Raw genomic sequence first — 25,817 nt, 5'->3', positions numbered from 1 at the left:
GGCGAGTCGACACGCCGGCCTCCGGATCAGCGGCGCAAGGCGGTCTCCCGCCCCAGACGCGACAGCTTCTCGGGGTTGCGCACCGCGTAGAGGCCAGTGATGCGGCCGTCATCGACGCGCAGCGCGATGACGGTGTCGATCTCGCCGTGCAGTCGGACGATCAGCGCCGGGTCGCCGTTGACGTGTGTCGGCCGCAGCTCCGCGGCGGCGATCCTGCCCAGTACGTGGGCCACCTCGCCGGCCCCCACGATGGGCGTCAGCGCTGCCCGCACGACACCGCCGCTGTCGGTCAGCAGGACGACGTCCGGCGCGAGGATGTCGAGCAGGCGTTGCAGGTCGCCCGTTTGGACCGCCCACTGGAACGCCTCGACGGTGCGGCGAGTCTCGGCAGCGGAAGCGACCCCGCGCGGTCGGCGCGCCGCGACATGGGCCCGTGCCCGGTGGGCGATCTGGCGGACTGCGGCCGGGCTCTTGTCGACGGCTTCGGCGATCTCGTCGTAACCGAGGTCGAACACCTCTCGCAGTACAAACACCGCCCGCTCGGTCGGGGTGAGGGTCTCCAGTACCAGCAGCATCGCCATCGAGACGCTGTCGGCCAGTTCGACGTCCTCGGCCACGTCGGGCGCGGTCAGCAGCGGCTCGGGCAGCCAGGGCCCTACGTAGGACTCCTTGCGCCGGCCCAGCGTGCGCAGATGGCTCAGCGCCTGGCGCGTCGCGATCCGGACCAGGTACGCACGCTGATCCCGCACGGTGTCGAGATCCACGCCCACCCACCGAAGCCAGGTCTCCTGCAGGATGTCCTCGGCGTCGGCGGCCGAGCCGAGCATCTCGTACGCGACGGTGAACAGCAGGCTGCGGTGGGTGACGAACGCCTGGGTGACGCTTTCCATACGGCCGCCACGAGTCACCGGTACGGACGTGTTCCTTGTCCCCTCGCTCATCGCTCGGTCGGTCATCGACTGATCGGTCATCGATTGGTCACTCATCGCTCGGTCGCTCATCGCCGGCTCCTGCCCGTTCGCTCTCGACTGCGCCGAACACCAGATGGCCGCCCGCATCGCTTTGTGACACCCGCGACCGGTGACGCACGCCACATCACCACGCCGTCACAGGGATCGGACCGTCGGCATCTTGTGTTCGTCCGGCGCAGCGAGCACACCACACCACGAGTGAGGACGACGTCATGGAACCTCGTTTCAACCTGTTCGACAGCCCGACCGCCGCGAAGGTCGCCAAGCGGTTCTACAACACCTCGTTGGCCCTGGAAGGGTCGACGCTGCCGAAGGCCCTACGAGAGCTGGTGGAGCTGCGGGTCGGCCAGATCAACGGCTGCGGTTTCTGCGTCGACGTCCACACCAAGGAGGCCGCGGCCGCCGGTGAGACCGCGCGCCGGCTGAACCTGGTCGCCGCCTGGCGGCACAGCACCGTGTTCACCGAAGCCGAACGGGCCGCGCTGGCGCTCGCCGAGGAAGGCACCCGACTCGGCGACCACGGCGTGTCCGACGCAACCTGGGCCGAGGTTCGCAAGCACTACGACGACGACCAGATCGGTGCGCTGGTCTGCCTGGTCTCCCTGATCAACGCGGCCACCCGGATGAACGTGATCGTGCACAACCCGGGAGGCGCGTACGAGCCCGGCATGTTCGCCGGCACGTCGAGCTGACCGCCAGGCTCAACGCGGGTCCGTCCCAGGATCGTCCGATCCGGGGCGGGCCCGCGCATGCCACACACGACGAGGATCCGTACCGGGTCTTCGCATGAAAGGGACTGTCAGGCGCCTGACCAGCCAGGGGCGATCGTCCCGCGTGCTCGGTGCCACGGCAGGAACGTGATAGGTGTCGTCCTCACCGGACGAGCCGGTGACCAGCCGGTGACCAGCCGGTGCGGACCGGTGAGGAGTCGGCCGTCCGTCCGTCGCACGAGAGCGGAAGGTGCCATGGACTGTGCCGAGTTCGTCGAGCGGGTGACCGAGTTCCTCGACGGGCCCATGGGCGAGCCGACCGAGCTGCGGTGTCTCGTGCACCTGGCGCGGTGTGAGGCCTGCGAGATCTACCTCAACCAGTTCCGGCAGACGATCGCCACCACGGGTGAGCTGCCCCCGAACGGCGTCTCGTCGGACGCCAGGCAGCACCTCCTCTCCGCCTTCCGGGACTGGCAGCCGCAGGTGTAACGCTCGTGCGGCGCGCCCGCTCTGAACGTGCATGACTCCGCCGGACTGCCCGGTGGCACAGTCGGCGCGGCCTCGCAGGCGCCACGGACCCGTCGTGGATCAGTGGGCCGCGCACACCGTGGCGCTGGGGGCCGTGGTCGGCCTCCTCCTCGGCGGGCACCGGCAGAGCAACGGCTCGCGGTCGCCGTGGCGCGCTTCCCCGAGCTCATCGGCGCCGCCCTCTTCGGCGCGGTCATGGGGCACGTCTTCCACGCACTGTCGATCTGGCTCCCACCCCGCCCGGCAACCCAGCGGGCCAGACCCCATGTGGTGATCGTCGGTGGTGGCCTCGGCGGACTCGGGGCGTACTGGACGAGATCCGTGTTCCCCGTCTCGGAAGCGGCCGATCCCGCAAAAGGCCGAACAGTCTCGCGGCCGACAAGGCGTACAGCAACGACCCATGCCGCGAGTACCTGCGACGTCGGGGAATCCGGAACACGATTCCGGAGAGGACCGATAGCCACCCGGTTTCGGCAAGGAGCGGTACAAGTAGCGCAACACGGTCGAGCGGTCCATCAACAAACTGAAACAGTCGCAGGCCGTGGCCAGTCGCTACGACAAGCGCGGATACGTCTTCCTCGGCACATTCACTGCCACAGCCATCATGATCTGGCTCCGGTCATGAACGGAGTTGGCGGTCATGGAAACCGGGACACGCCGACCAGGACGGTTCCAGCGAGGAAGAGCCCAGCGCCCGCTGCCATAAGCAAAAGGAAGGCGTTCTCTGACGGGGCGAAGGCGATCAGACTGAAGAAACAGCAGAGGCCGCTTCCCGTCAGCACCTGACCTATTCCATGAGGCACAGGACGTATGACCTGGGCTCGCTCCCATGGATGGATCCACCCAGTGAGAAGCTCAACCACACCGCTTATCGCTACAGCCAGAGCAACCGCGATGAGCGCCCCCAGCCCCACATACTTCATCACGCCTCCTTGGCGGCCATCGTGGCACACCAGCGAGCCAGGACAGGAGTGACTGCCGCCACGGGAGCGGTGAAGCGGTGATCTGCTGAGGCCCTGAACGCCCCGACCTCTCCTATGACCGCCCGAACAGGTCCTAGCCGGCCGGGGCCTGGAGTGGATGCCGGGCGCGGTGCGAACCGCGGAAGGGCGCCTGGCAGGTGGGCGGGTGATCTCGGTCTGGCACGGTGTCATCGCCGGCCTGGTCGGAGGCGCGATCTTCACCGGGATCATGGGCGCGGTGGGCTTCCACGCGTAGTTCTGGTTGCCCTCGTTGCCCTTGAGGACGCCGAGGTCGATGTGCCTGCCCTCGTCGAGGTTGCCGCCGCCGTTTCTTGTCGACCGGCTGGTCGCTGAGCCAGACGTGCAGGGCCGGGCCGTCGGAGGTTCGCAGGTTCGTCAGGCGCAGGGTCGTCTTTCCGTCTGCGAGCTGCTGGACCTCGACCGAGCTGGTGGTCTCGTGCTCGTGTGTGATGAACTCTTTCGCCACCTGCTTGACCGTGCCAGGCCTGCTGGCCGGCGGCCGCCGGAGGCGCCTCGTCCACGCGTTCCGTGGGGTACAGCTTCCAGGGCTGGAAGAGGTAGAGCCCGACAGCTGCCACGACGACTGCGGCGGCGACGGTGATCCAGAGGGCGTTGCGGCGCTTGCTACGGGACATGAGGGTTTCCGTTTCTTCTCGGGTGTTCGCGGGTTTCACGGGTTGCACGGGTTGCACGGGTTGCACGGGTTGCACGGGTGTCGGGGGCGCCGAGGCGGCATCGGCGACTGCCCCGGCGCGCCCTGGGCGCTGGGGCCGACGGAGCTGGGCCCCCTGGGCTTTCAGAGCCGGAAGGAGCGGCGAACGTTACGCATCGAGTCCGCCGCTTCGGTCCCGTCTGCGGCTTTCAGCAGTTCTCGGCGGGGTGTGCCTGCTCCACAGGGGCGGCCGGGGAACTCGCGGCCGGGGAACTCGTGGCTCCGGGAGGGGCCCCGCGGGCGCGGCGCAGTTCGTCGGCCTCGTCACGGACGGCGTCGAGCCGGAGTTCGAGCATGCCGACGCGCTCGCGGTAGTGCTCCAGCTCGGCCCGGACGAACTCGGCGTCGGCTACCTTGTGCGCGGCCTCCTCGCGGATCGCGGTGGTCTCCTCGGCGAACTGCTGGGTCGCGGCGTCGAGTGCGGAGACAGCCATGTCGGCCGCCTCCTCGGCGAGCGTGGCGCGCTCCTCGGCAGCGAGGATGCGCTGCGTGGAGGCGCGGGTGACCGTCTCGATGCGCGCCTCGGCCGCTGCGGAGTCGGTGATGATCGCCAACTCCTCGATGTAGGCGGGAAGATCGGCGGCGAGCTGCTTGATGAGCGCGACGACGGCATCGCGGGTCTGGGCGCCGTCGCCACGAGCGGCCATCGCCACGGAGGCCACGTCCTCCACGGCCTCCTCCATCGAGCCCGCCTCGCCGTGCGTGGTTGCCGCCCGGGCCGTGGCCGGCACTGAGGCCGGGGGCGAGGCCGCGACGCGCCCGGACACCTCGGCGGCAGAGGCATCACCGTGCGCTTGGGACAGGATCTCTCCCCCGGCTACGGAGGAAGTGGTGCTGGACGGCATCGGAGCGGGTGGGCTTCTGTCCAAGGCGCTACACGGCCTCGCCCGTAGACTCCGGCACCATGATGGCTGCCACTCTCGTTTCGCCCTTCCCGGCTGCGCCAGGCGGTTTGAGCCGCAGGGCGAAGACTTTCATCGAGGTGGAGGGCCTCTGTGTTCCTCAGCAGGGCATCGAGCTTCACCGCGAGGCATGGATCGAGCACGGCGTCCCGGCTGCGGAGATCGATCGTGCAGTGGCGTTCCAGGACCGTTGGGGCGGTCTCGCGCTGCCGCCGGCACCGTTCTACGAGAGCGGCCCGCGCATCCTGGGCGCGGATGTTCCCGAGGGCTCGGCCGCTGAGGGCTGGTGGATCCCGGCCGGGGACTGTCGGGTCTCTATGGCCTACGGATTCATGATCGGCCCTGGTGGCGAGTTCGGAATCTCTGGATCCCGTTGGGCACCACTGCATGCCAGTACCGAGGGCTGGGTGGAATCGTTGGCGCTGGCCAGCCACGCGAGACGTTGGGCCAAGACCATCACGAGGATCACCGGCAAGGCCGTCGACTCCCTAGACCTTGAAGGGTACGAGCCCGTACCTGAAGTGCTGGGCCTGACTGACACCTGGTGGCGGGGCAAGGACTCCCTCATCGCGCTGTACCGTGGCGAGGCCGTCGGCATGGACGCTCCAGGATCCCTCGAGGCCCATGTCTACGGCGGCTTTGACGAGTGGGGTCTTCACGGCGGCTGACCGCTGGCCGGCCTTGCCGGACCTGAGTACCCGATTAACCGGACGAGCCAACGATCACGATGCTGACCGGTTGCGAGCGTCCGCACGAACGAGGCGGCGGAGGCAGATGAGGGCCGCACACATAGCCGCGAAGCGAGCTAGCCCTTGTAGGACACGCTTGGACAGTCGGCACCGCTCAATCGAGACAGCCGAAACCCTCCCCTCCGGGGGACATCCCCCCGAATGCAGGTAGCGCAAGATCGACATCTTGAACGCGGGCGCTGTCGGGGCCATCCCCTCAGTGCAGTGCGATCCCGGCGGCGACCGGCAGATGGTCGCTGCCGGTGGCGGGCAAGGTGCGGATGCGACCGACGGTCGCTGAGCGGGCCATGATCTGGTCGATCCGGGCCAATGGGAAGGCGGCGGGGAAGCTGAAGGCGAAGCCGCGCTGCGCCACGTTCATCCGTGAGGTCAGCGGGGCCAGCCCGCGGTCGTCGACCGTGCCATTGAGGTCGCCCAACAGGATCACTGTTCTCACCTTCTCAGCCGCGATGGCCTTGCCCAGCAGGCCGGCGCTCTCGTCACGCCAAGACGAGGCGAGGCCGGTCGCCCGAACGCGTACTGAGGGCAGGTGCGCGACGTACGCCGCGATCTCTCCACGCGGCGTGTGGACCACGGCCCGCAGTGCGCGGCTCCAGGGCCCAGCAATCCCCTGCGGTTTGACATCCAGCAGCCGGACGCCGGTCAGCGGATGCTTCGACCACAGTCCGACGGTGCCCCGGACCGCGTGGTACGGAAAGGCCGGGGCGAGCGTCCTCTCGTAGACCGGCAGCGCCGGGGGCACCAGCTCCTGCAGCGCGATGAGATCGGGCTCGGCGTCCGCCAGGGAAAGGGCCGTGCCCTCAGGGTCGGGGTTCTCGTCGCTGACGTTGTGCTGCACCACCAGCAGCTCCTGCGCGTCGAGCTTCCCACCAGGCAGGAGCAGTCCACCGAAGAGGTACGTCCAGGCCGCCACCGGCAGCAGCAGGGCCACCAGCGCGGTCGCCGAACGGCGCAGCAGCGCCACGCCGAACAACGCCGCGACAGCCAGGCCGAGCCAAGGCAGGAAGACTTCCAGCAAACTGCCCAGACCGTCTACGGAGTCGGGCACCGCCGAGTGGAACGCCAACAGCCCTGCCGTCAGCACAGCGCAGGCAGCAGACACCCGCCCCCGCGTCCAGACCGATCGGCCCCTCTCATCCCCCGTCTCGCGCGCACCCGGAACCCACCACGCGGCCCAACGCCGCGCCCGCCAAAGCACCACTGCCCTCACCATCGACGTCACACCACGATCCGGCCGCTCCAACCGGCTTCCCGTCCACGCTCCCCCTGTCCCCCAAGACGAGCCACCAGGTGAATCAGGTTCCGTTTCGGCCAACGCGCATCATCTGCGCCGCCCACAGACCATCTGGCTTTGTTCACGACGTTGGGCTCTGGTCCACTTCTTGTGGTCGCGTACGCAGCGTGACTGTTGCTCGTCGTTAGATGCCTGTCGAGGTCGCCCGAAAATCGTCCCGACCGGGTGGAGTGGGGTCGACAGTTCTGCCCCGTGAACGACGTACGGCCGCAGCTGGATGAGCTGCTGTTCTGGTCAGTAGAGAACGTGGCGGTGGAGTCGGTCGAGGTGGCTGACACTGTCGTGCGCGTAGAGGCCCAGACCATGGCCAGTAGGGCGGTCTGTCCGGGCTGCGGGTGTTGGTCGGGGCGAATACACGGTTCCTACCTGCGGTTTCCCCGTGACCTGCCGACCGCTGGGAAGCTTGTCGTGGTCTCGTTACGAGTGCGCCGGTTCGTCTACGCGGAGGAGTCCTGCCCGCGCAAGACATTTGTCGAGCAGGTGCCGCGACTCACGCGCCGGTTCGGTCGGCGGACGGAGCGGCTGCGATCGACGCTGGTCTCGGTCGGTCTCGCGCTCGCGGGACGGGCAGGCGCCCGGATGTCGGATGCCTTCGGGGTGCGAGTCAGCCGGAACACGCTGCTGAGGCTGATTACCTCGCTGCCGGATCCGCCCACCGCCACGCCCCGCGTGCTCGGCGTGGACGAATACGCTCAGCGCAAGGGCCGGATCTACGGAACTGTGCTCGTTGACGTCGAGACACGCCGGCCGGTGGACCTCCTGCCGGACCGCGAGGCGGACACCCTCGCGGCCTGGCTGTCCGAGCGACCGGGAATTGAGATCATCTGCCGGGACCGCGCCGCCTTCTACGCCGAAGGTGCCACCCGCGGTGCCCCGCAAGCTCTCCAGGTCGCCGACAGATGGCACCTCTGGCACAACCTCGGTGAAGCGGCCGAGAAGTGCGTCTACCGGCACCGTGCCTGCCTGCGCCCGTCACCGGTGCAGCTGCAGGAACCACAGCAGGCGTCGGAGTCGCCCGCATCGTCGCCGTGGCCGACAGGGCACCGATTTGCTGAGCGGACCCGCGCCAAGCACGCCACCGTCCACGCGCTCCTGGCCGCCGGCCACAGCAAGCGGTCCATCGCCCGGCAACTCGGCATGGGCCTCAACACCGTCCTTCGCTTCTCCTGCGCCACCGAGCCGGAGCAGCTGTTCACCGGGCAGTGGCAAAGTCGCCCCACCAAGCTCGATGCCTTCAAGCCCTTCCTCGACCAGCGATGGCAGGAGGGCTGCACCAACGCCTGGAAACTGTGGGAGGAGATCAGGGAACAGGGCTATCCGGACGGCTACGGCAACGTCCGCGCCTACGTGAGCCGGAATCTGCGTGGCAAGCCCCAGCCGATCGGCCCCCGGCCGCCATCCGCCCGCGCCGTCACCCGCTGGATCCTTACCCACCCCGACGCCTTGGCCGAGAGCGACCGGCTCCAGCTCAAGGCCGTACTGGCGAACTGCCCTGAACTGGACGCACTCGCCGGGCACGTGCGCTTCTTCGCCCACATGCTTACTCGGCTGCAAGGCCATCAACTGCCGGCATGGATCGAGGCCGCGACCACCGCAGACCTGCCCAGCCTCCAGCGATTCGCCCGGCACCTAGAGCGCGACCTCGACGCCGTCACTGCCGGGCTCTCGCAGCCGTGGAACTCCGGAGTCGTCGAGGGCCATGTCAACCGGATCAAGATGCTGAAACGCCAGATGTTCGGCCGCGCAGGCTTCGAACTCCTCCGCAAGCGGGTCCTGCTCTACTCCTGAGCTTGCCGTTTAACCTTCGGCGTCCGGCGAAGGTGAGTCGTTTTCGGCGGCGAGGGTGACTTGGGCGGTCCATGACCAAGGCTCCTGGGGCGGCTCCCAGCTCACCTCGACGTCGGTGTCGTGGAAGTCGCGCGCGAGTTCCGTCACCATCACCGCCGCCGCAGACCGCGCGTCTTGTGGGTCGGTGTTGATCGGCACGTCCAGCCGTCCGCAGAGCATTCCGCTTTCGGTGAGGACGCTGGTACGCCAGCCCTCCGGCGTCGCCAACAGGACGATCCCCTTCGGAATGCCCCAGGCGGGCCGCTTCTTCTTCTCCTTCTTGCGTCTCACCATGCCGCTATCCAACATCGTCGGGTTCATGGTGCTGAGTCTGGGTGGATGATCAACCCCGCGACGCGGTTTGGTGCCTGTCTTGTACGGCAAGCTGAATCGTTCAGGACGCATCGTCGATGAGCCCGAAGCCCTCCGGGAACTCTTCCAGGAACTTGCGGCGAGCTGGGTTGGTCTCGGCGGCTGCCATCTCCCCGAGTAGGGCGCTCAACTCCTGTTGCTGATCATTTCGACAGCGTGCTGACCACGTGGGCGACGCCCTCCAGGACCTTGACCGCGTCGTCCGGATCCATCTGCTCGTCTTCGCTGCCGTCGATGAACCACAGGACATCGACCAAAGCTTCGGCCAAGGCGTGAGTCAGGGATGGGTACGAGGACGTCACGAAGGGCTCCCAGAAGATCAACGGCGCAGTCCGGCCATCCCACCACACACCACTGACATCACTGTCCGTGAGCCTCCACAAGAAGTGGACCAGAGCCCGACGTTGAGCAGCGATTGTTCACGAGATTGGGAGGCACCTGGAGGCCGTAAAGATTCGAACGAGCCCAGCTGCCCGAGCCGAGCGCGGACGCCGCGTCCATGTTGACGGCGCGATTCTCGGCCGTGCCTTCGGCTCCGGTGATCACCTGGTGTATCTGCACAGGGCTGGCCTGAACCCCGATGGCGTCGACCTGGGCGAGGACCTACTGAACGAACCGCGCCCGGGGACGGGTCAGCTGACTGTGACCGCGTCTTCTTGGCGCACCGGGCGGGTCGGTTGGCCTGCCCGGTGCGGGGGTGGTGTCAGGCATTGGTGTCGTCGTGTGCGAGGTTGCCGCCCAGTTCGCGGGAGGCCTCAGCTTGGGCGAGGAGTTCCCTTGCCTTGGCCGAGACGCCCTCGATGGCGTCGGCGCCGGCGACGAAGCGCAGCGGCGGCTGGTCCTGGCCGGCCAGGGTCAGCAGGGCGTGGGCGAGCTTGGCGGGGTCGCCGGGCTGCTGCCCGTTGATGCTCTTCCATGCTTCGACCGTGGCGGTGGTGCGCTCGGCGTAGTCGTCGATGGTCGGCTCGGGCCAGGTGGTGGAGGCGTCCACGAGCAGCTCGGTGCGGAAGTAGCCGGGCTCCACGATCGTGGTGCGGATGTTGTACGGGGCGATGTCGTGGTGCAGGGCTTCCGTCCAGCCCTCGACGCCGAACTTGGACGCGGCGTAGGCGGAGGTGAACTCCGTGCCGACCTGACCGGCGAGCGAGGAGATGGTGATGACGTGGCCGTCGCGCTGAGCGCGCATGACGGGCAGGACGGCGCGGGTGACGTTCATCGGGCCGAAGAGGTTGGTCTCGATCTGCTGCCGCATGTGCGCCGGGGAGACCTCCTCGAAGTAGCCGGCGAAGAAGTTCCCAGCGTTGTTGATCAGGACGTCGATGCGGCCGAAGCGGTCGACCGCGGCCTGTACGGCCGTGTGCGCGTCGTCCAGGTTGGTGACGTCCAGCTTGGTAACCAGCAGGTTGTCCTGCGGGCCACCCAAGGTCTTCTCGACCTCCTCGGGGCGGCGGCCGGTGGCGACGACCTGATGGCCGGCCGCGAGGGCCTGGCGGACGATGTCCGTGCCCAGACCGCGTCCGGCACCAGTGACGAAAATGACCTTGCTCATGAGAGTGTCCTTCCGGGCGCCGAAGGAGGCGCCCCGTGCGTGGTGTTGCCGAGCGGGGACGGGGTCAGCCCTGTTCGGTAGGCATGATCCACAGCTCGCCGATGGCGGCGTGGCGGGGACGGGTGACCATGTAGGCGACGCCGTCGGCGATGTCCTCGGCGGCTAGAACCTCGGTCCCCTCGAAGTACGGGTCGATCAGTTCACCGCGGACCTCGGGCTTGTTGTGCGTGCCCAGTTCGCTCTCCACGGCGCCCGGCTCCAGGACACCGACGCGCACGTGGCGCTGGGTGACTTCCTGGCGCAGGGACTCGGTGAAGGCGTGCACGCCGAACTTGGTGGCGTTGTAGACGCCGAAGCCCCGGCTGGCCACGCGGCCGGCGTAGGAGCCGATGTTGACGATGTCGGCGACCTGGCGCGGGTCCTGTTCTGCCGCCTTCAGCAGGTGCGGCAGGGTGGCGCGGGTGGCGTAGAGCAGGCCCTGGACGTTGACGGCGATCATGCGGTCCCACTCATGGGCGTCCGCGCCGACGACGGGGCCCAGGAGCATCAGACCGGCATTGTTGACCAGGGTGTCCAGCCGTCCGTACCGCTCGATGACCTGCTGTACGGCGTCCTCGGCCTGGAGGCGGTCGGTGATGTCCGCTGCCACTACCAGCGCGGTGCCGCCCGCCTGCTCGATCTCGGCGGCAAGGGTCTCCAGGCGGTCCTTGCGGCGGGCCACGAGCGCCACCGAGGCCCCGTCCTCGGCGAGCCGTCGGGCTGTGGCGGCACCGATACCGCTGCTGGCGCCGGTGACGAGCGCGACGGTGCCGGTCAGTTTCGAAGCCATCGAGGTGTCCTCTTCTCCAGACGTACGGCGTAAAACCAGGGACAGCGGCAGCGACGATCTCCTACGTGCCGTTACGGCGCGTACTTCTCGAATGATCAGTGCCGTGCACCGGGCCCGCTGTCCAGGCAACCACCCGTCGACCCCGCCCGGGCCCGCGTACGGGGTACGGCTCTTCCGGGGGTCTGCCAGTACCCCCTTCCAGCACGCTGACCTGCCAGGTACCGCCGTACGGTGGACCCATGGACCGCAGCAGCGAGATCCGCGAGTTCCTGCGCACCCGCCGGGCCCGGATCACCCCCGAACAGGCCGGCCTCACCCCGCACGGCGGGCCCCGCCGCGTGCCGGGGCTGCGCCGCGAGGAAGTCGCCCAGCTCGCCGGAGTCAGCGTCGACTACTACATCCGCCTGGAGCGGGGCCGTACCCAGGGCGTCTCCGAAACCGTCCTGGAGGCCGTCGCCCGCGCCCTGCACCTGGACGACGCCGAACGCGCCCACCTCTTCGACCTCGCCCAGCCCACCGCCACCACCCGGGCCCGCCGCAAGCGCCCCCTCGCTCCCCAACGAGTCCACCCGGTCCTCTACCGGACCCTGGACTCCCTCAGCGTCCCCGCCGTGGTGCAGGGACGGCGCACGGACGTCCTGGCCTCCAACAAGCTCGCCCACGCCCTCTACACCGACTTCGAGGCCCGGCCCCGCCGCGAGCGCAACTTCGCCCGCTTCGTCTTCCTCGACGAGGCCGCCCGCGCGCTGTACGCCGACTGGGACCGGGTCGCCGGCGACTGCCTGGCCATGCTGCGCCTGTACGCCGGACGCCACCCCGACGACCCGCAGCTCACCGAGCTGATCGGAGAGCTGTCCCTGCACAGCGACGCCTTCCGCCGCATGTGGGCCGACCACAACGTCGTCGCCCACACCACCGGCACCAAACGCCTCCACCACCCGCTCGTCGGCGACCTCACCCTCGACTACCTGGTCCTGGCCGTCGAAGGCGACCCCGAACAGACCCTCACCATCTACACCCCCGAACCCGCCTCCCCCTCCGCCGAAGCCCTCGCCCTCCTCGCCAGCTGGACCGGCACCTCCGCTTCCCGACCGCAGGCTCCCGAAGAGACACACAACCCGGCCGGCTGACCCGAGAGCTCCCGCCACGCAACGGCACCGAACCCCAGCGGGACATCGGCCCGGCGAGGTTCCGCATGATCGTTCTCACTGATAACCGCCGCTGGACCGATGTTCCCCGAGGCCGTAGTCAGCGAACTCACCTCGACGCTCTCGCACCAGCAGGAGGATTCGAACAGTCACCAGTCTTCCTGCCTCCCGAAGTAGTGAACATCTGCTGCTCGTTCTCGTGAACGAAGCCAACCATCCCCGCGCAAGCGGGCAAGTAGGACGGGATGGCCTCATGGGTGCGCTTGGCGTAGGGAGCTTGGCGCAGGGAGCTTGGCGCAGGGACCGTCTCCGCAGATATGGGAACGGCGAAGTACTGATGGATGAGCTGGAGGCGGCCGACCGCGCGCCGCCGACGGCCGCCTGGTGCCGGCAGCGGACGCCCCGCCGTGGCTGCGACCGGATGCGGCGACCTGCTCGGACCGCTCGTAGTACCGCACCTGCGGCCGCGGTGGTGCGAGGCACCAGGTGATCCCCGGTTGGCTTGGCTGTGCTCCTGCGTCGTCGCGCTGGAGGCTGGCCGCGTGTCGTGGAGTGCGGTTCTGGACGTGGTGCCGCTGGAGCCCGGCGCCGAGCCGGCACCTGGCGCCTGGCGCCTGGCGCCTGCCAAGCCGAGCAGGCCGTGACGGCCACCTCCACCTGCCGCTATGGCACCGCCGCGCGGAGACGTGTGACCGGTTTCACCCGCGACTAACCCGCCGTGCAGTCTGGTTCGATCAAGACGGGCGCTGCCGGTCCTCGCGGCCACCTTCCGCAGCACTCACACGGTGGCCGGGCGGCAAGGCGTCAGTTCTGTGCGGTGTCGTCGCCCGCCTGCGCGGCGTCCTCAGTTGCGTGCGTCTTCTCGCGCATCTTGCGCACCAGCTCCGCCTTCTTGTCGGCCGCATTCCGGCGGTCGAGGTTTCGGTGCGGACCGTTGTTCTGCCGTTCCGCGCGGGACAGCTTCTTGCGCTGGCCGCCGCCCTGGCCCACGGGGTTGTTGATGTTCTTGCTGTCGGTCACGGGTTCTCCCGGTGATGATGTGAAGTGGTCTGCGGATTCATATGTGAGGGGACAGGCGGCGACGTCGAGGGACGTCAGCAGGAGCCCGTCACGCTCTCACTCGTAAATCGGCGTATGGAAGAACATGACAAGGACATTACCCGGGTCCGAAGCCCCCGCGCGCCAAGGGTTCGCCGCCCCGGCGCCGGCGGCCGGGCTTCGGCCGGCCCCCGGGGCTCAGCCCCCTTCAGGGAATCTCGGCACCTCCCGTACCCGCCGGTGGTCGCCACCCGTCCGGGCCAGGTCCACGTGGCGTTGCAGGGGCACCGCGGGCATGGTCAGGGGTCGCGAGCACATGTGCGGCCCAGTGGGTCAGGGCCAGCGAGCCGGACGACCATGCCCTCTGACGGGCGCCCCGGCAGACCGACCGGCCAGGACCACTCCCTATGTGGTCCTGGCCGGCAAGGCGTACTCGTCCCGCGTGATCCGCACCCGTCTCCCCCGGCGCGGATTCGGAGTGGTGATCCCGCAGCCCGCCGACCAGCCCGCGAACCGCAGACGCCGCAGCAGCCGCGCGCCGCCGCTCAGCGGCGTGTGGCTGTACCGGAGCACCGGCGACTGGCGCAAACCGTTCCAGGACCGCCAGGCCACGGCGGAGCTGACGGCGCCGACGAGCGCCGCGCTGCCCGCCACCTGAGGCGGGGGCGGGCCGGCGGGGACACGGGGGGCGCTCGCACGTCGGCGTGCCCCGCTCATGCGGTGCACGAACCGCTCGTTCAGAGCTCTCAGTTCACCCGCCCACGACCGGACATCAGACCGTTGCAGTACGAGCTGTCAGTCTGAGCCATGGGGGCGGCGGGTTCTGGACGTTTCGCCGGAATTCGGTCGGCTGGCAGCCGGGCGGGAGGTACCCTGCGCGCACCGGAGCGTACTGCGATGCAGCGGGGGCGGCGATCAACATGGCGAGCGGGACGGGGACTTACGACCGGGAACTGGCGACGCGGCTGGCGCGGCGGGCGGTGGCGGAAGCCGCGCCCGACGAGCTTGCGCAGTTCGAGCTGACGGCACGGGCTTTCCACAGCGCCCCGGAACACCGGCGGTTCGGTGGCGGGCCTCGAGCCGGCGAACCGCTCGGCCTGGGGCTGGAGACCGCGGCGGCGATGCTGGGCACGGTTGCGTTGGCGGCGGCCGTGCAGGTCCTCGCCCACTTGGCCCAGCAGGCCGCGGGCCACGTGGTGGACACCGCACGGCACGGACTGCTGCGGCGCCTGCGCCGTCGCGGGGAGCCAGAACAGCAACCTGTCGCCGCCCTGCCGTCTCCGGAGCCCCTGACCTCGGCGCAGCTTGCGGATCTGCGCCGGGTCGCGCGGGAGACGGCCCTGCGGCTGCGAGTGCCGGAGGACGCGGCCCGGGCCATCGCGGACGGCATCGTTGCGGAGCTCGCCATCGTCACCGCCACCCCTACCGCCACCGCCGTCACCGCCACGCCCACCGCCACCACCGCCACCACGGAACCGGGCGCGGGGGCGGACTCCGGTCCGGAACCGGTGGCCATTGCGCAGCCGCTCTCCGACACCGGCCCTGCCGGGCCGCGGGCGTCCGTCGGCCCCGACGCGACCACCATGGCTACCGGCAGACCTGACGCGGACACAGACACCGGCTCCACCCTCGCTGCGGCCGCCGCTGGGCCCACCCCCGGGTCCGGCGCGGCCATCGGATACGGGGGCGCCGCGGTGGACGCCAACGAGCCTGACGGGCCCGGGGCCGCACCCGCTGGAGCGGGTGCCGGAGGGTGAGGGGGGCGAGTACCGGGCCGGGGGTGCCTCGCGCACCTGTGTCGGCCGGGGCGTTCGTCCTGCCCTCGGGGACCACTGTCCAGTTCATCCTGCTCATCGCGGCCGTTGTCACTCTGACGGTCTGGACAGTCGCCGCGTTCGCGGCGGCCGCTGTGAACGCTGTGGACGTGGCCGGCACCCAGTCCTTCCTGGAGTGCCTGAAACGGACCAGCGAGGAGGCCGCCCGCCGCCGGGCGGAGGGCGTGGCCGTCCCGCTCCCCGACGGGTCGCCGGAGGCCTGCCCGGACCCCCGTCCCCTCGCCGGGATACTCATTCCGGGGGCATCCACCGCGGGCTTGGGACTCGCCATGGCCGTCGGCTACGTGGCCCTGCCCCGCTGGCGCGTCGTCCACCGCGGCTACCAGCCGCTGACCGGGATGCCGGAGCTGGCGGCCGCCGTCACCGGGTTGCTGTCCGGCACCGGAGTGCGGGCGCGGGTGACGTTCCTGGCGGATCCGTTGGACCCCACCATCTCCGCCCTGGCCTTCGGTCGGGCGGGACGACGGCAGGTAGTGCTCAGCGGCGGCCTGATCGCTTTGTACGACCGGGATCGTGCGGCCTTCCGGGCGGTGGTGCTTCACGAGCTGGCCCACATCCGCAACCGTGACATCGACATCGGCTTCCTGACCCTGATCGCGTGGAGAACCTTCGGGCCGCCCATGCTCATGGTCACCGCCGTGGCGGTCCTCCTCGCCCCGGCGATGTTCGGGCCGGAACAGATCGCCTCGATCGTCGTCTTCGCCGTCCTGTTGGGCCTGATGGGGCTCCTGGTCACGCTGCTCAGCAGCGCCGTTCTGCGCAGCCGCGAGCTGTACGCCGATGCCCGCGTCTGCGAGTGGGAGGGCTCGACAGAAGGGTTGCGCCACCTGTTCACGACGTACGCCGCCCCGGGCGGATCATTGCGGCCGACCGGTAGGCGGGGCCGCTTGGCGGAGCTGCGCAGGGTGCACCCCACGACGGGGCAGCGGCTCCTGGCCCTTGGGGAGGGGCGGCCACAGCCGCCGCCCGGGTTCTGGGACATGGCCGCCGTCGGCGCGGCCGTGGCCTTCCTCTTCTACCTGTTCGAGCTCGGCCCTGGTGGCGGCGCCTTCCGGAACACCTCGTCGCCGACCGACTGGGGTGAGTTGACGGGACCGGCCTCGGCGGCCCTGATGCTGCTCGTCGCGGTGGGCACGGTCGTGTGGCGGGCCGCCGCCTGGGACGGCATGCCGCAGGCACGGACCGCGGGGCTGGGCCTCGGCCTGGGCGTGTGTGTGTCCAACCTCCTGGCCACGTACGTCGTGTGGCTCGGTTTCGGGATCGGCGGTGCGGGGCTCTCGTACGTCCTGTCCTACACCGCCGTGATGTGTCTGGCAGGCTGGGGGCTGGTGCGCTGGCTTGCGACGGTGGCGGTGTCGTGGCAGCCGGTCCTGGAGGCCGGCGGCCGGCCGCGGCTCATACTGGCCGCTGTCCTGGCGGGGTCGGCGGCCGGGCTGTTCGGCTCGATCGAGTTCCTTCTGAGGCTGCCCGGGCTCTTGATCTACGGCTCGGCATTCGTCGCCCCCGAGATGCCTGGGGCCGTGCTGTTCTTCTGGGGGTCCGGTCAGCTGCTCTCGGACCGGCTGACCACACTGCTGCTCCCGCTCTTGCTGACCGGGGCGCTCGTGCCGGTGACCGGGCACGCGCTGGCCCGCCGGCTGGGCAGGCGAAGGCCATCGGCGGGCTTCGGCCCGGCTCTTCCGACCGCAGGGCACATGGTCCGGCTGGGCATCCCCGCCGGGGCGGTAGCCGCCGTCGCGACCGCCGTCGTGATGCTGGGCCCGGGCCCGGCCGCGTGGTGGGTCGCCCTGGTGGTGTTCGGTCTCGCACAGGTGTGGGCCGCGCTGTGGGCAACCCGCGACCACGCGCCGCTGCGGCTGGCGCGGGGGTTGGTGGCGGTTCTGGGCTGCGGGGCGGTGGCGCCGTTGACGTTGGCCACGGCTGTGCAGGCCCTGTCCTGCTCGGCCGGGAGTGGCCTGTGCTCCCCGTTCCCCGAAATCGCCCATGCGCGCCTCGCCGTGCTGGCCATGGCGCTGACCTCCGGTCCGGCGTGGCTGGCGTTCGCCGCCCTGGTCACCTCGGCGGCCGCCGTGCGACGGCGGCGCGGCCGCGGCGTCCGGCGACCCGGGCCGGCCCTCGGTGTCCCGCCGAAGCCGGCCTCAAGGTCCGCTGCACGACCGCCGCGAACCTGGTGAACGAGCCTGCCGAAGCCGCTGACGAGATCATTCGGGTGTGCGCATCGTCGACCCCGTCATGGCGCGTCGGCCGATCCGTCCTGGTCGGGCGGCCGGTGGTCCAGGCAGCAGCGGACGAAGTCCTGGACGACGGGGTCGGTGTCGGCGGCGGGCGGCCAGGCGACGCCGACGCTGGTCGGGGCGACGCCGGTGACGGGACGGTAGACGATGCCGGGGCGCGGGTAGAAACGGGCGGCGGACGCGGGGGCGAGAGCGATGCCGTAGCCGTTGGCGATGGCGGTGAGCCAGTCGTCCGGGTTCTCGGTGACGGCTCCGATGCGGACGGGCCGGCCCTCTCGGGCGTCGACGGCCAGCCAGTAGTCGCGCCACGGGCCGGTCTCGGGCGGGGCGGCGACGAAGGGTTCGTCCCACAGTTCGGGGAAGGGGATCTCGGCACGGCCGGCCAGGGGGTGGTCGTCGGGCAGGACGGCCCACCGGTCCTCGGTCAGCAGCGTTTCGGTCCGCAGGCCGTCCTGGCCGGGGAAGGGGAGCCGGAGCAGCGCGGCGTCGACGTCCCCGGCGGCGAGTCCGGCGGTGGGGTCCGACCATGGCGCCTGGCGCATGTCCACGCGCCAGCCGGGCCTGCGGGCGGCGAACGCGGCGGTGATCCGCGGGGTGAGTTCGTTGGCGGCGCTGGCGAGGAAGCCGACGCGCAGGACGCGGGCGGCGCGCGAGGCCGCGCCACGGGTCTCGCGGCGCACCCGGTCCCAGTCGGTGAGCAGGCCGGGGACGCCGGCGGCGAGGGCGCGGCCGGGCTCGGTGAGGGTCATGCCGGCCCGGGAGCGGGTGAAGAGCCGGACGTCGAGGAGGGTTTCCAGCTGCCGGATCTGTTTGGTGAGCGCCGGCTGGGAGACGAACAGCCGCTGCGCGGCGCGGGTGAGGTTGCCTTCCTGGGCGACGGCGGCGAAGTAGCGGAGCAAGCGGGTGTCCACATCCATGCCGTCAGGTTATGGATGCAGGTATTGGACCCGCAACGGCGGGCGCGGGGAGGGTGTGAGCAGGGCCGAACGCCCTCTCGTCGGGCTCTTCGCCATGGAGGTTTCCGTGTTCGCCGTGTACGTGCTCCTCGCCGTGCTCACCGCCGCCGTCCTCGCGTACGGGGCGGGCCTGGACTTCGTCCGGCACCCGTCGATCGCCGCGATCGCGGACCGGCTGGGCGTGCCGCGGACGTGGATGGTGCCGTTGGGGGCGTGTCTGGCGGCCGGTTCGGCGGGGCTGCTGGCGGGGATCGCCGTCCCGTGGATCGGGACGGCGGCCGGGGTGGGGCTGGTGCTGTACTTCGTCGGGGCGATCGGTGCGCATCTACGGGTCGGTGACCTCCGAATCGGCGGGGCGCTCGTCTTCCTGGCGCTGTCGGTCGCCGTGCTCGTCCTGGGCATCGCGGTGCACGGGGTGGACTGAGCGCAGACTCCCCCGTACGGACCCGGCTCCTCCGACCTCGCGCCACCTGTCCAGCGGTGCGCGCGAAGCAGAGCCCGCCGTCGGTCGGCGCACACCGGTCGCCGGCCGCCCGGGGCACGTGCAGACGAGCGTCCCTGGGCCACCGCGGGGGCGGGATCCCGCCGCCGCGAAGGCGGGGCGAAGGGCCGCTACACCGTGTTGAAGAGGATCTTGTTCTTGCCGGAGAAGAGGGGGTCGGCCCGCGTGAGTTTGGCCTGGATGCTCTCACCCAGGTGGAGCCTGGCGCCGGACGTGATCCTGCCCATCACGGCGGGTTCCGTCAGGTGCACCATGCCCTCCTTCGGATTGTCGTCCTCCGCGTCGGTGTTGATGACCAAGCCGGCGAAGACCTCGCCCACCCGGTTCTTCAGCACCGCGGCCTCCGCCAGGTCCACCGCTCGCCGGTCCGCCACCTTCCCCTTCCCCCGCGCCATGTCGCACGGCAGGCAGTCCAGGGCCTCGACCACCCAGCTCGGCGGGACCCGGCCGGCGCAGGCGGCCACGCACAGTTCACCGGTGTACCGGTCGATCAGGCGCCGCAAGGGGGCCGTGCAGTAGGTGTACGGGGCCGCGATCGCCGCATGACCCGTGTGATCCGGGATCTGGCGATCGCGGAAGGTGGTGTACTCCGCCTTGAGCAGCATGGCGGTGGCCTCGCTGAGGAACGCCATGTGCTTGTGGTCAGCCGGATCGAGGGAGTTGACCAGCGCGGCGTAGGAGACGCCGGGCTTCCAGTCGATGCCCAGGAACTTTGCGATGCCGTGCACGCGCCGGACCACGCGCTCGTCGGTCTGCTCCTTCTGGGTCCGCAGGATCCCGGTACCGCTGTCCAGCATGATCCGGGCCGCGGCCATTCCGGTCATGAGGGAGATCTGCTCGTTCCAGCCCTCCACGGGCAGCGCCTTCACGTAGCTCAGCCGGAAGGATCCGTCCTTCAGGGTGACCTCCTGGTCCGGCAGGTTCACCGCAACCCCGCCGCGCGCGGCCTCGACGGCCTCCCGCAGCTTGCCGATCTCGCGCAGCAGGGCGACGGGCTCCTCGGCCGTGCCCGCGTCGATGTCCTGCTGAACCCCGTGATAGTCGAGCTTGGCCTGGCTACGGACCTTGGCCCGGCTCACGGTCGAGTCGGTCACGTTGCCGTCGGCGTCGAGGTCGTGCTGCCACAGCAGCGCAGGCACGATCTGGCCCGGAAGCAGACTGGCCGGCCCCTCGGAGATCGAGGGCGGGTGCAGGGGCACCTTGAGGTCGGTGTCGACGGTCAGCGTTTTCCCCATCGGTGACCGCTTTCGCGTCAGGTAATTCCCCACCCGCGCGGTCACGTGTCCCCAAGGGGGCGCTGATCTCGCGGCATCTGAGGGTCAGCTGAGAGTGCGGGGCCCACGTGCGACGAGCGGGCGGGTGTCGTCCTCGGGCAGGACAGCGATGAAGCGCCAGGTGCGGTCCTCGATGCGGGCAAGGCCGATGCTCGTGGTGGTGTTGAAGGCCTCGATGGCGGCCTCGGCCCCCTCGGTCAGCGAGTCGAGGCCTGCGTAGTGTCTGGCCAGCTGAGAGGCGGGACCGCGGAGCCACAGGCCCACTTTCGCCCCTTTGCGCAAGGCGGCGAGGAGGTCGTCACGGATCTGTCCCGGGTCGGCGTCCTGGAGCCTGTCGTGAAGTCGCTCTTGAGCGCACGGCTTTGTCGGAGCCGCTTCGGCTTGCTGGCGGCAGTCCGGACATGCCTGCGGTTCTGCTGGTTCGAAGAGATGCATATAGCGGGTGACCTGGTGCTCCGGAATGCCGCAGAGCGTCCCGCTCTCGGCCATCGCGTGCTCGACGCCGGGAACGCTTGTCAGCTCGCCGGCGCCGAAGGTGGCTGCCTCCCGTGCGGTCGCGAAGGACCATCCACCATCTGGGTCATGAGTCACGCGGGCGAGCATGCCACAGCCATCTGCCCTGGTCAGCCCTGTTTTACGGCGAGGACGTTCCCGCATCGAGTGGTTTGAACACTGATGAGGCCTCCGCCCGAATCGTTCAGGATCCCCTTGGGCATGTCCGTGCCGGGTTGAGGGTCCTGACCATCGCGGAGTCGTCACCGTCCCTCGACCGGAAGGCCGAGAGATCGGCGGACATTCCGGATGGCAAGGAGAACGCTCAAGGTGGTCGACATCGTCGAGATCTACGTCCATTGGTATGCGGGACGGTCGAAGAACCAGCTCGCGGCCTCGCTGGGGGTGGACCGCAAGACGGTCAGGAAGTATCTGGCGCCGGCGGAGGAGGCCGGGATCATCCCGGGCGGGCCGCCGATGAGCGAGGCGGACTGGGCCAAGCTGCTCAAGGTCTGGTTCCCGGAACTGGCGAGCCGCCGGTTGAACCAGGTGACCTGGGCGGAGATCGAGCCGCACCGTGAGTACGTCAAGGGCCTGCTGGAGACCACGACGGTCACCACGATCCACCAGCGCCTGCGGGATGAGGGGAAGTTGACGGTCTCGCTCTCGACGTTCCGCCGGTGGGTGACCGAGAACCTGCCCGATGAGTCGGCCCGGTCCCGGGTGACGGTGCTTCGGGACGACGTGGAGCCAGGCTCGGAGGCCCAGATCGACTACGGCTTCCTTGGCCAATGGATCAACCCGACCACCGGGAAACGGCACCGGATCTGGGCGTTCGTGATGGTGCTGCCCAGCTCACGGCACATGTTCGTGCGGCCGGTCATTCACATGGACCAGCACGCCTGGACCCAGGCCCACATCGAAGCGTTTCGCTTCTTCGGGGGCGTCCCGCGCCGGCTCGTGCCGGACAACCTGCGCACGGCGGTGGACCGGCCGGACCTCTACGACCCGAAGATCAACAAGTCGTACGCCGAGCTCGCGACCTATTACGGCACGCTGGTCGACCCGGCCCGCGCGGCGAAGCCGAAGGACAAGCCCAGGGTCGAACGGCCGATGCCCTACGTTCGAGACTCGTTCTGGAGCGGGCGGCAGTTCACCTCGGTCGAGCAGATGCAGGCCGAGGGCCTGACCTGGGCAGCGGGGACGGCTGGCCGCAGGCAGTGCCGGCCGCTGGGAGGGGCCTCGCCGCTGGCGGTGTTCGAGGCGGTCGAGTCGGTGGCCCTGCTTCCGCTGCCGGACAAGCCGTTCGTGCTGGCCCGCTGGTCGGCGGCGACCGTGGGCCCGGACATCCACATCAAGGTCGGCCGCACCCTCTACTCGGTGCCCTGGAAACTGATCGGCCGCAAGGTCGACGTCCGCTCCACCGCCTCCATGGTCCAGGTCTTCCACGACGGCGAGCTCGTCAAGACCCACGCCGCGATTGACCAGGGGAAACGCACTGACCCAGCCGACTACCCGCCGGAGAAGATCGCGTTCCAGATGAAGACACCGATGTGGTGCCGCTGCCAGGCGTCCGAGATCGGCGACGCCTGCCGCGAAGTGATCGACCAGCTGCTGGAGGTCAACGCTCTCTACCGGCTCCGCGCGGCCCAGGGAATCCTCGGCCTGCGGAAGAAGTACGGCGACCAGCGCCTGGAGGCTGCCTGCACCAAGGCGATCGCGGTCGGCGACCCGTCCTACCGCACTATCAAGGGCATCCTGATCGCCGGCACCGAGACCGATCCCGAGCCGGAGACCGGCGACGCCGGCGCCGCGGCCTTCCTGCACGGCCCCGAAGGCTTGTTCGCCACCAGCATCCCCTCCCAGATCTCGGACGAACTTCACGACGACCCTGGTCACGATGACACCGACGCCACCGAGGAGGCCACTCGATGAGCGTGCTGGACACCGCCCTGCGCGAATCACTCAAAACGCTCCGGCTGTCGGGGATGCTGGAGACCTTGGATGCCCGCCTGGCCCAGGCCCACGGCGGCGAGCTCGGGCACCTGGACTTCCTCCAGGTCCTCTGCCAGGACGAGATCACCCGCCGCGAGACCGTCGCCTTTCAACGACGCCTGGCCAGGGCGAAGTTCGAGCAGCAGGTCACCCTGGAGGAGTTCGATTTCACCGCTTCATCGAAGCTACCCGCTGCCCAGATCCGCGACCTGGCCGCATTGCGTTGGCTCCACGCCGGCGAGTCGGTGATCCTTTTCGGTCCGGTCGGGGTCGGTAAGACACACGTCGCCCAGGCCCTTGGGCACCTCGCCGTCCGCCAGGGCGCCAACGTTCGGTTCGCGAAGACCAGCCGGATCCTGGCCGAGCTCGCCGGCGGCCACGCGGACCGCACCTGGGACAAGCGCATGCGGGAGCTGATCCGCCCCGACGTCCTGATCCTCGACGACTTCGCCATGCGCCAGCTGACCGCGGCTCAGGCCGACGACCTCTACGAGCTCGTCTCCGAACGTCAGGGACGCTCCCTGATCATCACCAGCAACCGGGCCCCCAGCGACTGGTATCCCCTCTTCCCCAACCCCGTCGTCGCAGAGTCGCTCCTGGACCGGCTCATCAACACCAGCCACCAAGTCATCATGAACGGACCCAGCTACCGCCCGAACAAGCGCCCGAGGAACCCCGTCGACAAGCCGACAGCCAACTGATCACGGCACCCAGGGGTTGGGGAATTGCGTGACCACAACCCCTGGGGAATTACGTGACCGTCCACAAGGTCGGGGAAGTACAGCGTCTCGATCCGGTCGTGAGCCTCGGCGTCCAGCGGGCTACCCGCCCTGACGAAAGCGGCCACGTCGGCGATGGCATAGTGCACGCGGTACCCGCCGCCAGACCGCCGCTCCAGAAACATCGCCTGGTCGAGATCCTTCGACGTCGGCGGGTCGATCGTGAACAACGGCAGATGAGTGGCGTCCTTGTCGGGCAGCCGGACCGCGGCCTTGGCAGCCTCCGCCGCTTCAAGTACGTGCACGGGAAAGTCCGTGGAGGCCTTCAGCTCCGCCCGGAGCTGCTGCAATCCCTTGAGCAGAGCATCCAGGGCGTCACGGGACATATGCATCTGACCACGTCGCATGACCCGAGGGTAGAACGGCGACCACGAACAGCTCAGTAGGCAGGTCCGGGCGGGCGAGGGACAGTTCGTGACGATGTACCACGTCACCATGTTCCACCAGACAAGATCATCCAAAGGCGCGGCCTTGCGGACCTTGCGGACCTTGCGACCCTGCGGGCCAGGCCCACGACACCGTGCCCTCCTCGGTCTCGGACTCTTCGCGGCCGGCGTCGTACGCTCCCGCTTCGGCGAGTACGTCTTCGGAGGCTGGTACGACACCGGCGGCACCCCCACCGGGGGGAGATACACGACGCGTCCGTTCGGACACCCGTCGCGCGTCGACCTCAACAAACCCCCACCCGTTCACCGACCCTGAGTTCGCCTCTGTGGTCATCGGCGTGCCCGGATCGGGATGGCGGCACGGGTCGGGAGGGGGTCAGGTGCAGGCGTCCTGCAGGACGACCTGTCGCACCGTGCGCAGCGTCGACCGGAGACGGTCCAGATCGGTCGAGCCCAGAGCGAGGCGGAGCGCCTGTGGTGTGTGCGTCGAGGTGGTGTACGGCTCCGCTGTGGATACCGAGATGTGCTGACGTGCGAGGGCGGCGGTCAGGCGGTCGGCGCGTGCGTCGTCGGGCAGCGGCAGCCATGTGAAGTAGGACGAGGGGTGGCTGACGAGGGGTAGGCCTGCCAGCTCTTGTCCGGCGAGTGCTTGGCGGGCCTTGGCGTCGGCTCGCTTCTGTACTTCCAAGTGCTCCACCGTGCCGTCGTCGAGCCAGCGGCAGGCGATGGCGGTGGTGAGGGCCGGGGTGTTCCAGGTGGTCGCCCGGATCGCGCGTTCGAGCGACGGCAGCCTGGCGGGCGGGGCGACGACGAAGCCGACCCGAAGGCCGGTGGCGATGCTCTTGGAGAGTCCCGAGACGTAGACCGTGATGTCCGGCGCGGTTGCGGCCAGCGGCGGTGGCGGGTCCTCGACCAGGTAGGCGTACGAGGCGTCCTCGATGATCAGGGGACCGTACCGTCGAGCGATCTTGACCAGGCGGGTGCGGTCGGCTGCCGGCATCACCCAGCCCAGAGGGTTGTGCAGGGTGGGCATGGTGTAGATCGCGCGCACGGGGCGGGTCGCGCACAGCTTCTCCAGGGCATCGAGATTCGGCCCGTCGGCGGTTGCGGGTATGGGCTCCAGGTCGAGGTGAAAGGCATGCGCGAGCACCTTGAAACCCGGGTAGGTGAGGGCGTCGACCGCGACGACGTCGCCGGCGTTGAGCGTGGCCATGACGGTGATGGCCAGGCCGTGCTGAGCACCGCCTGCGATGAGGATCTGATCCGCGTCCGTGGTGATTCCTCGACGCCTCAGGTGCCGCGCGATCGATGCTCTGTCCTGGGGACGCCCTCGATGTGGTTGGTAGCGCAGCAGCGAGTCGAGATCGCCGGAGGTGGCCACCTCTCGCAAGGCCTGCCGTAGCAGATCGGCCTGGCCCGGCAGCGATGGATAGTTGAAGCTGAGGTCGACCGCATCCGTGGCGACGACCTGCTGATCGATGCCATGACCAGCGGGAACCGCGATGTCACGCACGAAGGTGCCGCGGCCCTGTTCCCGGCTCACCAGGCCCATCGCTTCCAGCTCCGCGTACACCCGAGTCGCCGTCACCAGGGCGATACCCTCGCGGGCTGCGAGAGCGCGGTGCGTCGGCAATCGCGCACCTGAGGCCAGTCGCCCCGACCGGATGTCGGATGCGAGCGCGTCGACCAGTCGTTTGTAGCGCGGGGCTGCCATGTACCGCATTGTATCCATGACAATTCTTTGACTGTCCT

Annotated in this window: 22 protein-coding genes and 3 pseudogenes; 12 read left to right on the top strand and 13 right to left on the bottom strand. The window is 69.6% G+C overall.

What is annotated here, in order from left to right:
• Nucleotides 1-26: 26 nt before the first annotated feature.
• A complete protein-coding gene (locus N5875_RS37555; RefSeq protein WP_338499386.1) occupies nucleotides 27-890 on the bottom strand; it encodes an RNA polymerase sigma-70 factor in 864 nt (287 codons plus the stop codon).
• A 293-nt stretch (nucleotides 891-1,183) separates the two neighbouring features.
• Here N5875_RS37555 and N5875_RS37550 point away from each other — a divergent pair, with 293 nt between their 5' ends.
• From N5875_RS37550 to N5875_RS37540, 3 genes and pseudogenes are all read left to right on the top strand, one after another.
• A complete protein-coding gene (locus N5875_RS37550) occupies nucleotides 1,184-1,663 on the top strand; it encodes a carboxymuconolactone decarboxylase family protein (RefSeq protein ID WP_338498869.1) in 480 nt (159 codons plus the stop codon).
• Between the two features lie 273 nt (nucleotides 1,664-1,936).
• A complete protein-coding gene (locus N5875_RS37545; RefSeq protein WP_338498868.1) occupies nucleotides 1,937-2,170 on the top strand; it encodes a zf-HC2 domain-containing protein in 234 nt (77 codons plus the stop codon).
• A 344-nt stretch (nucleotides 2,171-2,514) separates the two neighbouring features.
• Nucleotides 2,515-2,834, top strand: a pseudogene (locus tag N5875_RS37540) (transposase); the annotation flags it as partial.
• 1,219 nt (nucleotides 2,835-4,053) lie between these two features.
• Here the strand turns inward: N5875_RS37540 and N5875_RS37535 are convergent.
• The gene (locus tag N5875_RS37535) at nucleotides 4,054-4,587 is read right to left on the bottom strand and encodes a hypothetical protein (RefSeq protein ID WP_338498866.1); all 534 of its coding nucleotides are present in this window, start codon (nucleotides 4,585-4,587) and stop codon (nucleotides 4,054-4,056) included.
• A gap of 224 nt (nucleotides 4,588-4,811) precedes the next feature.
• Here N5875_RS37535 and N5875_RS37530 point away from each other — a divergent pair, with 224 nt between their 5' ends.
• The gene (locus tag N5875_RS37530; RefSeq protein WP_338499384.1) at nucleotides 4,812-5,474 is read left to right on the top strand and encodes a hypothetical protein; all 663 of its coding nucleotides are present in this window, start codon (nucleotides 4,812-4,814) and stop codon (nucleotides 5,472-5,474) included.
• Between the two features lie 277 nt (nucleotides 5,475-5,751).
• Here the strand turns inward: N5875_RS37530 and N5875_RS37525 are convergent, their stop codons facing one another.
• Nucleotides 5,752-6,657: an endonuclease/exonuclease/phosphatase family protein gene (locus tag N5875_RS37525; protein ID WP_318212220.1), complete on the bottom strand. Its 906-nt coding sequence runs from the start codon at nucleotides 6,655-6,657 to the stop codon at nucleotides 5,752-5,754.
• A 384-nt stretch (nucleotides 6,658-7,041) separates the two neighbouring features.
• Here N5875_RS37525 and N5875_RS37520 point away from each other — a divergent pair, with 384 nt between their 5' ends.
• Nucleotides 7,042-8,637, top strand: coding sequence for an ISL3 family transposase (locus N5875_RS37520; protein WP_338498865.1), 1,596 nt, complete (start codon nucleotides 7,042-7,044; stop codon nucleotides 8,635-8,637).
• A 9-nt stretch (nucleotides 8,638-8,646) separates the two neighbouring features.
• On the opposite strand, the gene N5875_RS37515 is transcribed toward N5875_RS37520, so the two are convergent.
• The 4 genes from N5875_RS37515 to N5875_RS37500 form a co-directional block, all read right to left on the bottom strand.
• A complete protein-coding gene (locus N5875_RS37515; RefSeq protein ID WP_338498864.1) occupies nucleotides 8,647-8,997 on the bottom strand; it encodes a hypothetical protein in 351 nt (116 codons plus the stop codon).
• A 194-nt stretch (nucleotides 8,998-9,191) separates the two neighbouring features.
• Complete coding sequence (locus tag N5875_RS37510) at nucleotides 9,192-9,317, bottom strand: hypothetical protein (RefSeq protein ID WP_338498863.1); 126 nt, start codon at nucleotides 9,315-9,317, stop codon at nucleotides 9,192-9,194.
• A gap of 434 nt (nucleotides 9,318-9,751) precedes the next feature.
• A complete protein-coding gene (locus tag N5875_RS37505; protein ID WP_318212219.1) occupies nucleotides 9,752-10,597 on the bottom strand; it encodes an SDR family oxidoreductase in 846 nt (281 codons plus the stop codon).
• 64 nt (nucleotides 10,598-10,661) lie between these two features.
• Nucleotides 10,662-11,426 carry an SDR family NAD(P)-dependent oxidoreductase gene (locus N5875_RS37500; RefSeq protein ID WP_338498859.1) on the bottom strand — a complete coding sequence of 255 codons (765 nt, stop codon included), beginning with the start codon at nucleotides 11,424-11,426 and terminating at the stop codon, nucleotides 10,662-10,664.
• Nucleotides 11,427-11,665: 239 nt separating this feature from the next.
• Between N5875_RS37500 and N5875_RS37495 the strand changes: the two genes are divergently transcribed.
• Nucleotides 11,666-12,556, top strand: coding sequence for a helix-turn-helix transcriptional regulator (locus N5875_RS37495; RefSeq protein ID WP_318212217.1), 891 nt, complete (start codon nucleotides 11,666-11,668; stop codon nucleotides 12,554-12,556).
• Nucleotides 12,557-13,378: 822 nt separating this feature from the next.
• On the opposite strand, the gene N5875_RS37490 is transcribed toward N5875_RS37495, so the two are convergent.
• On the bottom strand, nucleotides 13,379-13,594 hold the full coding sequence (locus tag N5875_RS37490; protein ID WP_338498858.1) for a DUF6243 family protein: 216 nt from the start codon (nucleotides 13,592-13,594) through the stop codon (nucleotides 13,379-13,381).
• Between the two features lie 430 nt (nucleotides 13,595-14,024).
• Between N5875_RS37490 and N5875_RS37485 the strand changes: the two are divergent.
• From N5875_RS37485 to N5875_RS37475, 3 genes and pseudogenes are all read left to right on the top strand, one after another.
• Nucleotides 14,025-14,138, top strand: a pseudogene (locus tag N5875_RS37485) (IS5/IS1182 family transposase); the annotation flags it as partial.
• 394 nt (nucleotides 14,139-14,532) lie between these two features.
• Nucleotides 14,533-15,369, top strand: coding sequence for a hypothetical protein (locus N5875_RS37480; protein ID WP_338498856.1), 837 nt, complete (start codon nucleotides 14,533-14,535; stop codon nucleotides 15,367-15,369).
• Between the two features lie 23 nt (nucleotides 15,370-15,392).
• Nucleotides 15,393-17,621 (top strand): M48 family metalloprotease, encoded by a 2,229-nt coding sequence (locus tag N5875_RS37475; protein ID WP_338498854.1) that lies wholly within the window; start codon nucleotides 15,393-15,395, stop codon nucleotides 17,619-17,621.
• Between the two features lie 56 nt (nucleotides 17,622-17,677).
• Here the strand turns inward: N5875_RS37475 and N5875_RS37470 are convergent, their stop codons facing one another.
• Complete coding sequence (locus tag N5875_RS37470; RefSeq protein WP_338498851.1) at nucleotides 17,678-18,598, bottom strand: LysR family transcriptional regulator; 921 nt, start codon at nucleotides 18,596-18,598, stop codon at nucleotides 17,678-17,680.
• A gap of 106 nt (nucleotides 18,599-18,704) precedes the next feature.
• On the opposite strand from N5875_RS37470, the gene N5875_RS37465 reads away from it, so the two are divergent.
• Nucleotides 18,705-19,061, top strand: coding sequence for a DoxX family protein (locus N5875_RS37465; RefSeq protein ID WP_338498850.1), 357 nt, complete (start codon nucleotides 18,705-18,707; stop codon nucleotides 19,059-19,061).
• 188 nt (nucleotides 19,062-19,249) lie between these two features.
• Here the strand turns inward: N5875_RS37465 and N5875_RS37460 are convergent, their stop codons facing one another.
• Together N5875_RS37460 and N5875_RS37455 are read right to left on the bottom strand one after the other, a co-directional pair.
• Nucleotides 19,250-20,374 (bottom strand): RNB domain-containing ribonuclease, encoded by a 1,125-nt coding sequence (locus tag N5875_RS37460; protein WP_338498848.1) that lies wholly within the window; start codon nucleotides 20,372-20,374, stop codon nucleotides 19,250-19,252.
• 84 nt (nucleotides 20,375-20,458) lie between these two features.
• The gene (locus tag N5875_RS37455) at nucleotides 20,459-21,016 is read right to left on the bottom strand and encodes a hypothetical protein (RefSeq protein ID WP_338498846.1); all 558 of its coding nucleotides are present in this window, start codon (nucleotides 21,014-21,016) and stop codon (nucleotides 20,459-20,461) included.
• Between the two features lie 219 nt (nucleotides 21,017-21,235).
• On the opposite strand from N5875_RS37455, the gene istA reads away from it, so the two are divergent.
• Both istA and istB read left to right on the top strand, forming a co-directional pair.
• A complete protein-coding gene (gene istA / locus N5875_RS37450; protein ID WP_338498845.1) occupies nucleotides 21,236-22,840 on the top strand; it encodes an IS21 family transposase in 1,605 nt (534 codons plus the stop codon).
• Nucleotides 22,837-23,601, top strand: a complete 765-nt coding sequence (gene istB / locus N5875_RS37445) for an IS21-like element helper ATPase IstB (RefSeq protein WP_338498843.1) — start codon at nucleotides 22,837-22,839, stop codon at nucleotides 23,599-23,601. The genes istA and istB overlap by 4 nt, the downstream gene beginning before the upstream one ends.
• Nucleotides 23,602-23,669: 68 nt before the next feature.
• On the opposite strand, the pseudogene N5875_RS37440 reads toward istB, so the two are convergent.
• Together N5875_RS37440 and N5875_RS37435 are read right to left on the bottom strand one after the other, a co-directional pair.
• Nucleotides 23,670-24,005, bottom strand: a pseudogene (locus N5875_RS37440) (RNB domain-containing ribonuclease); the annotation flags it as partial.
• 436 nt (nucleotides 24,006-24,441) lie between these two features.
• Complete coding sequence (locus N5875_RS37435) at nucleotides 24,442-25,779, bottom strand: PLP-dependent aminotransferase family protein (protein ID WP_338498841.1); 1,338 nt, start codon at nucleotides 25,777-25,779, stop codon at nucleotides 24,442-24,444.
• Between the last annotated feature and the right edge of the window lie 38 nt (nucleotides 25,780-25,817).

This window comes from Streptomyces sp. SJL17-4 (assembly GCF_036826855.1).
In the GTDB taxonomy this organism is placed as follows: Bacteria; Actinomycetota; Actinomycetes; order Streptomycetales; family Streptomycetaceae; genus Streptomyces.
This window is presented reverse-complemented; position numbering and strand designations above follow the sequence as displayed.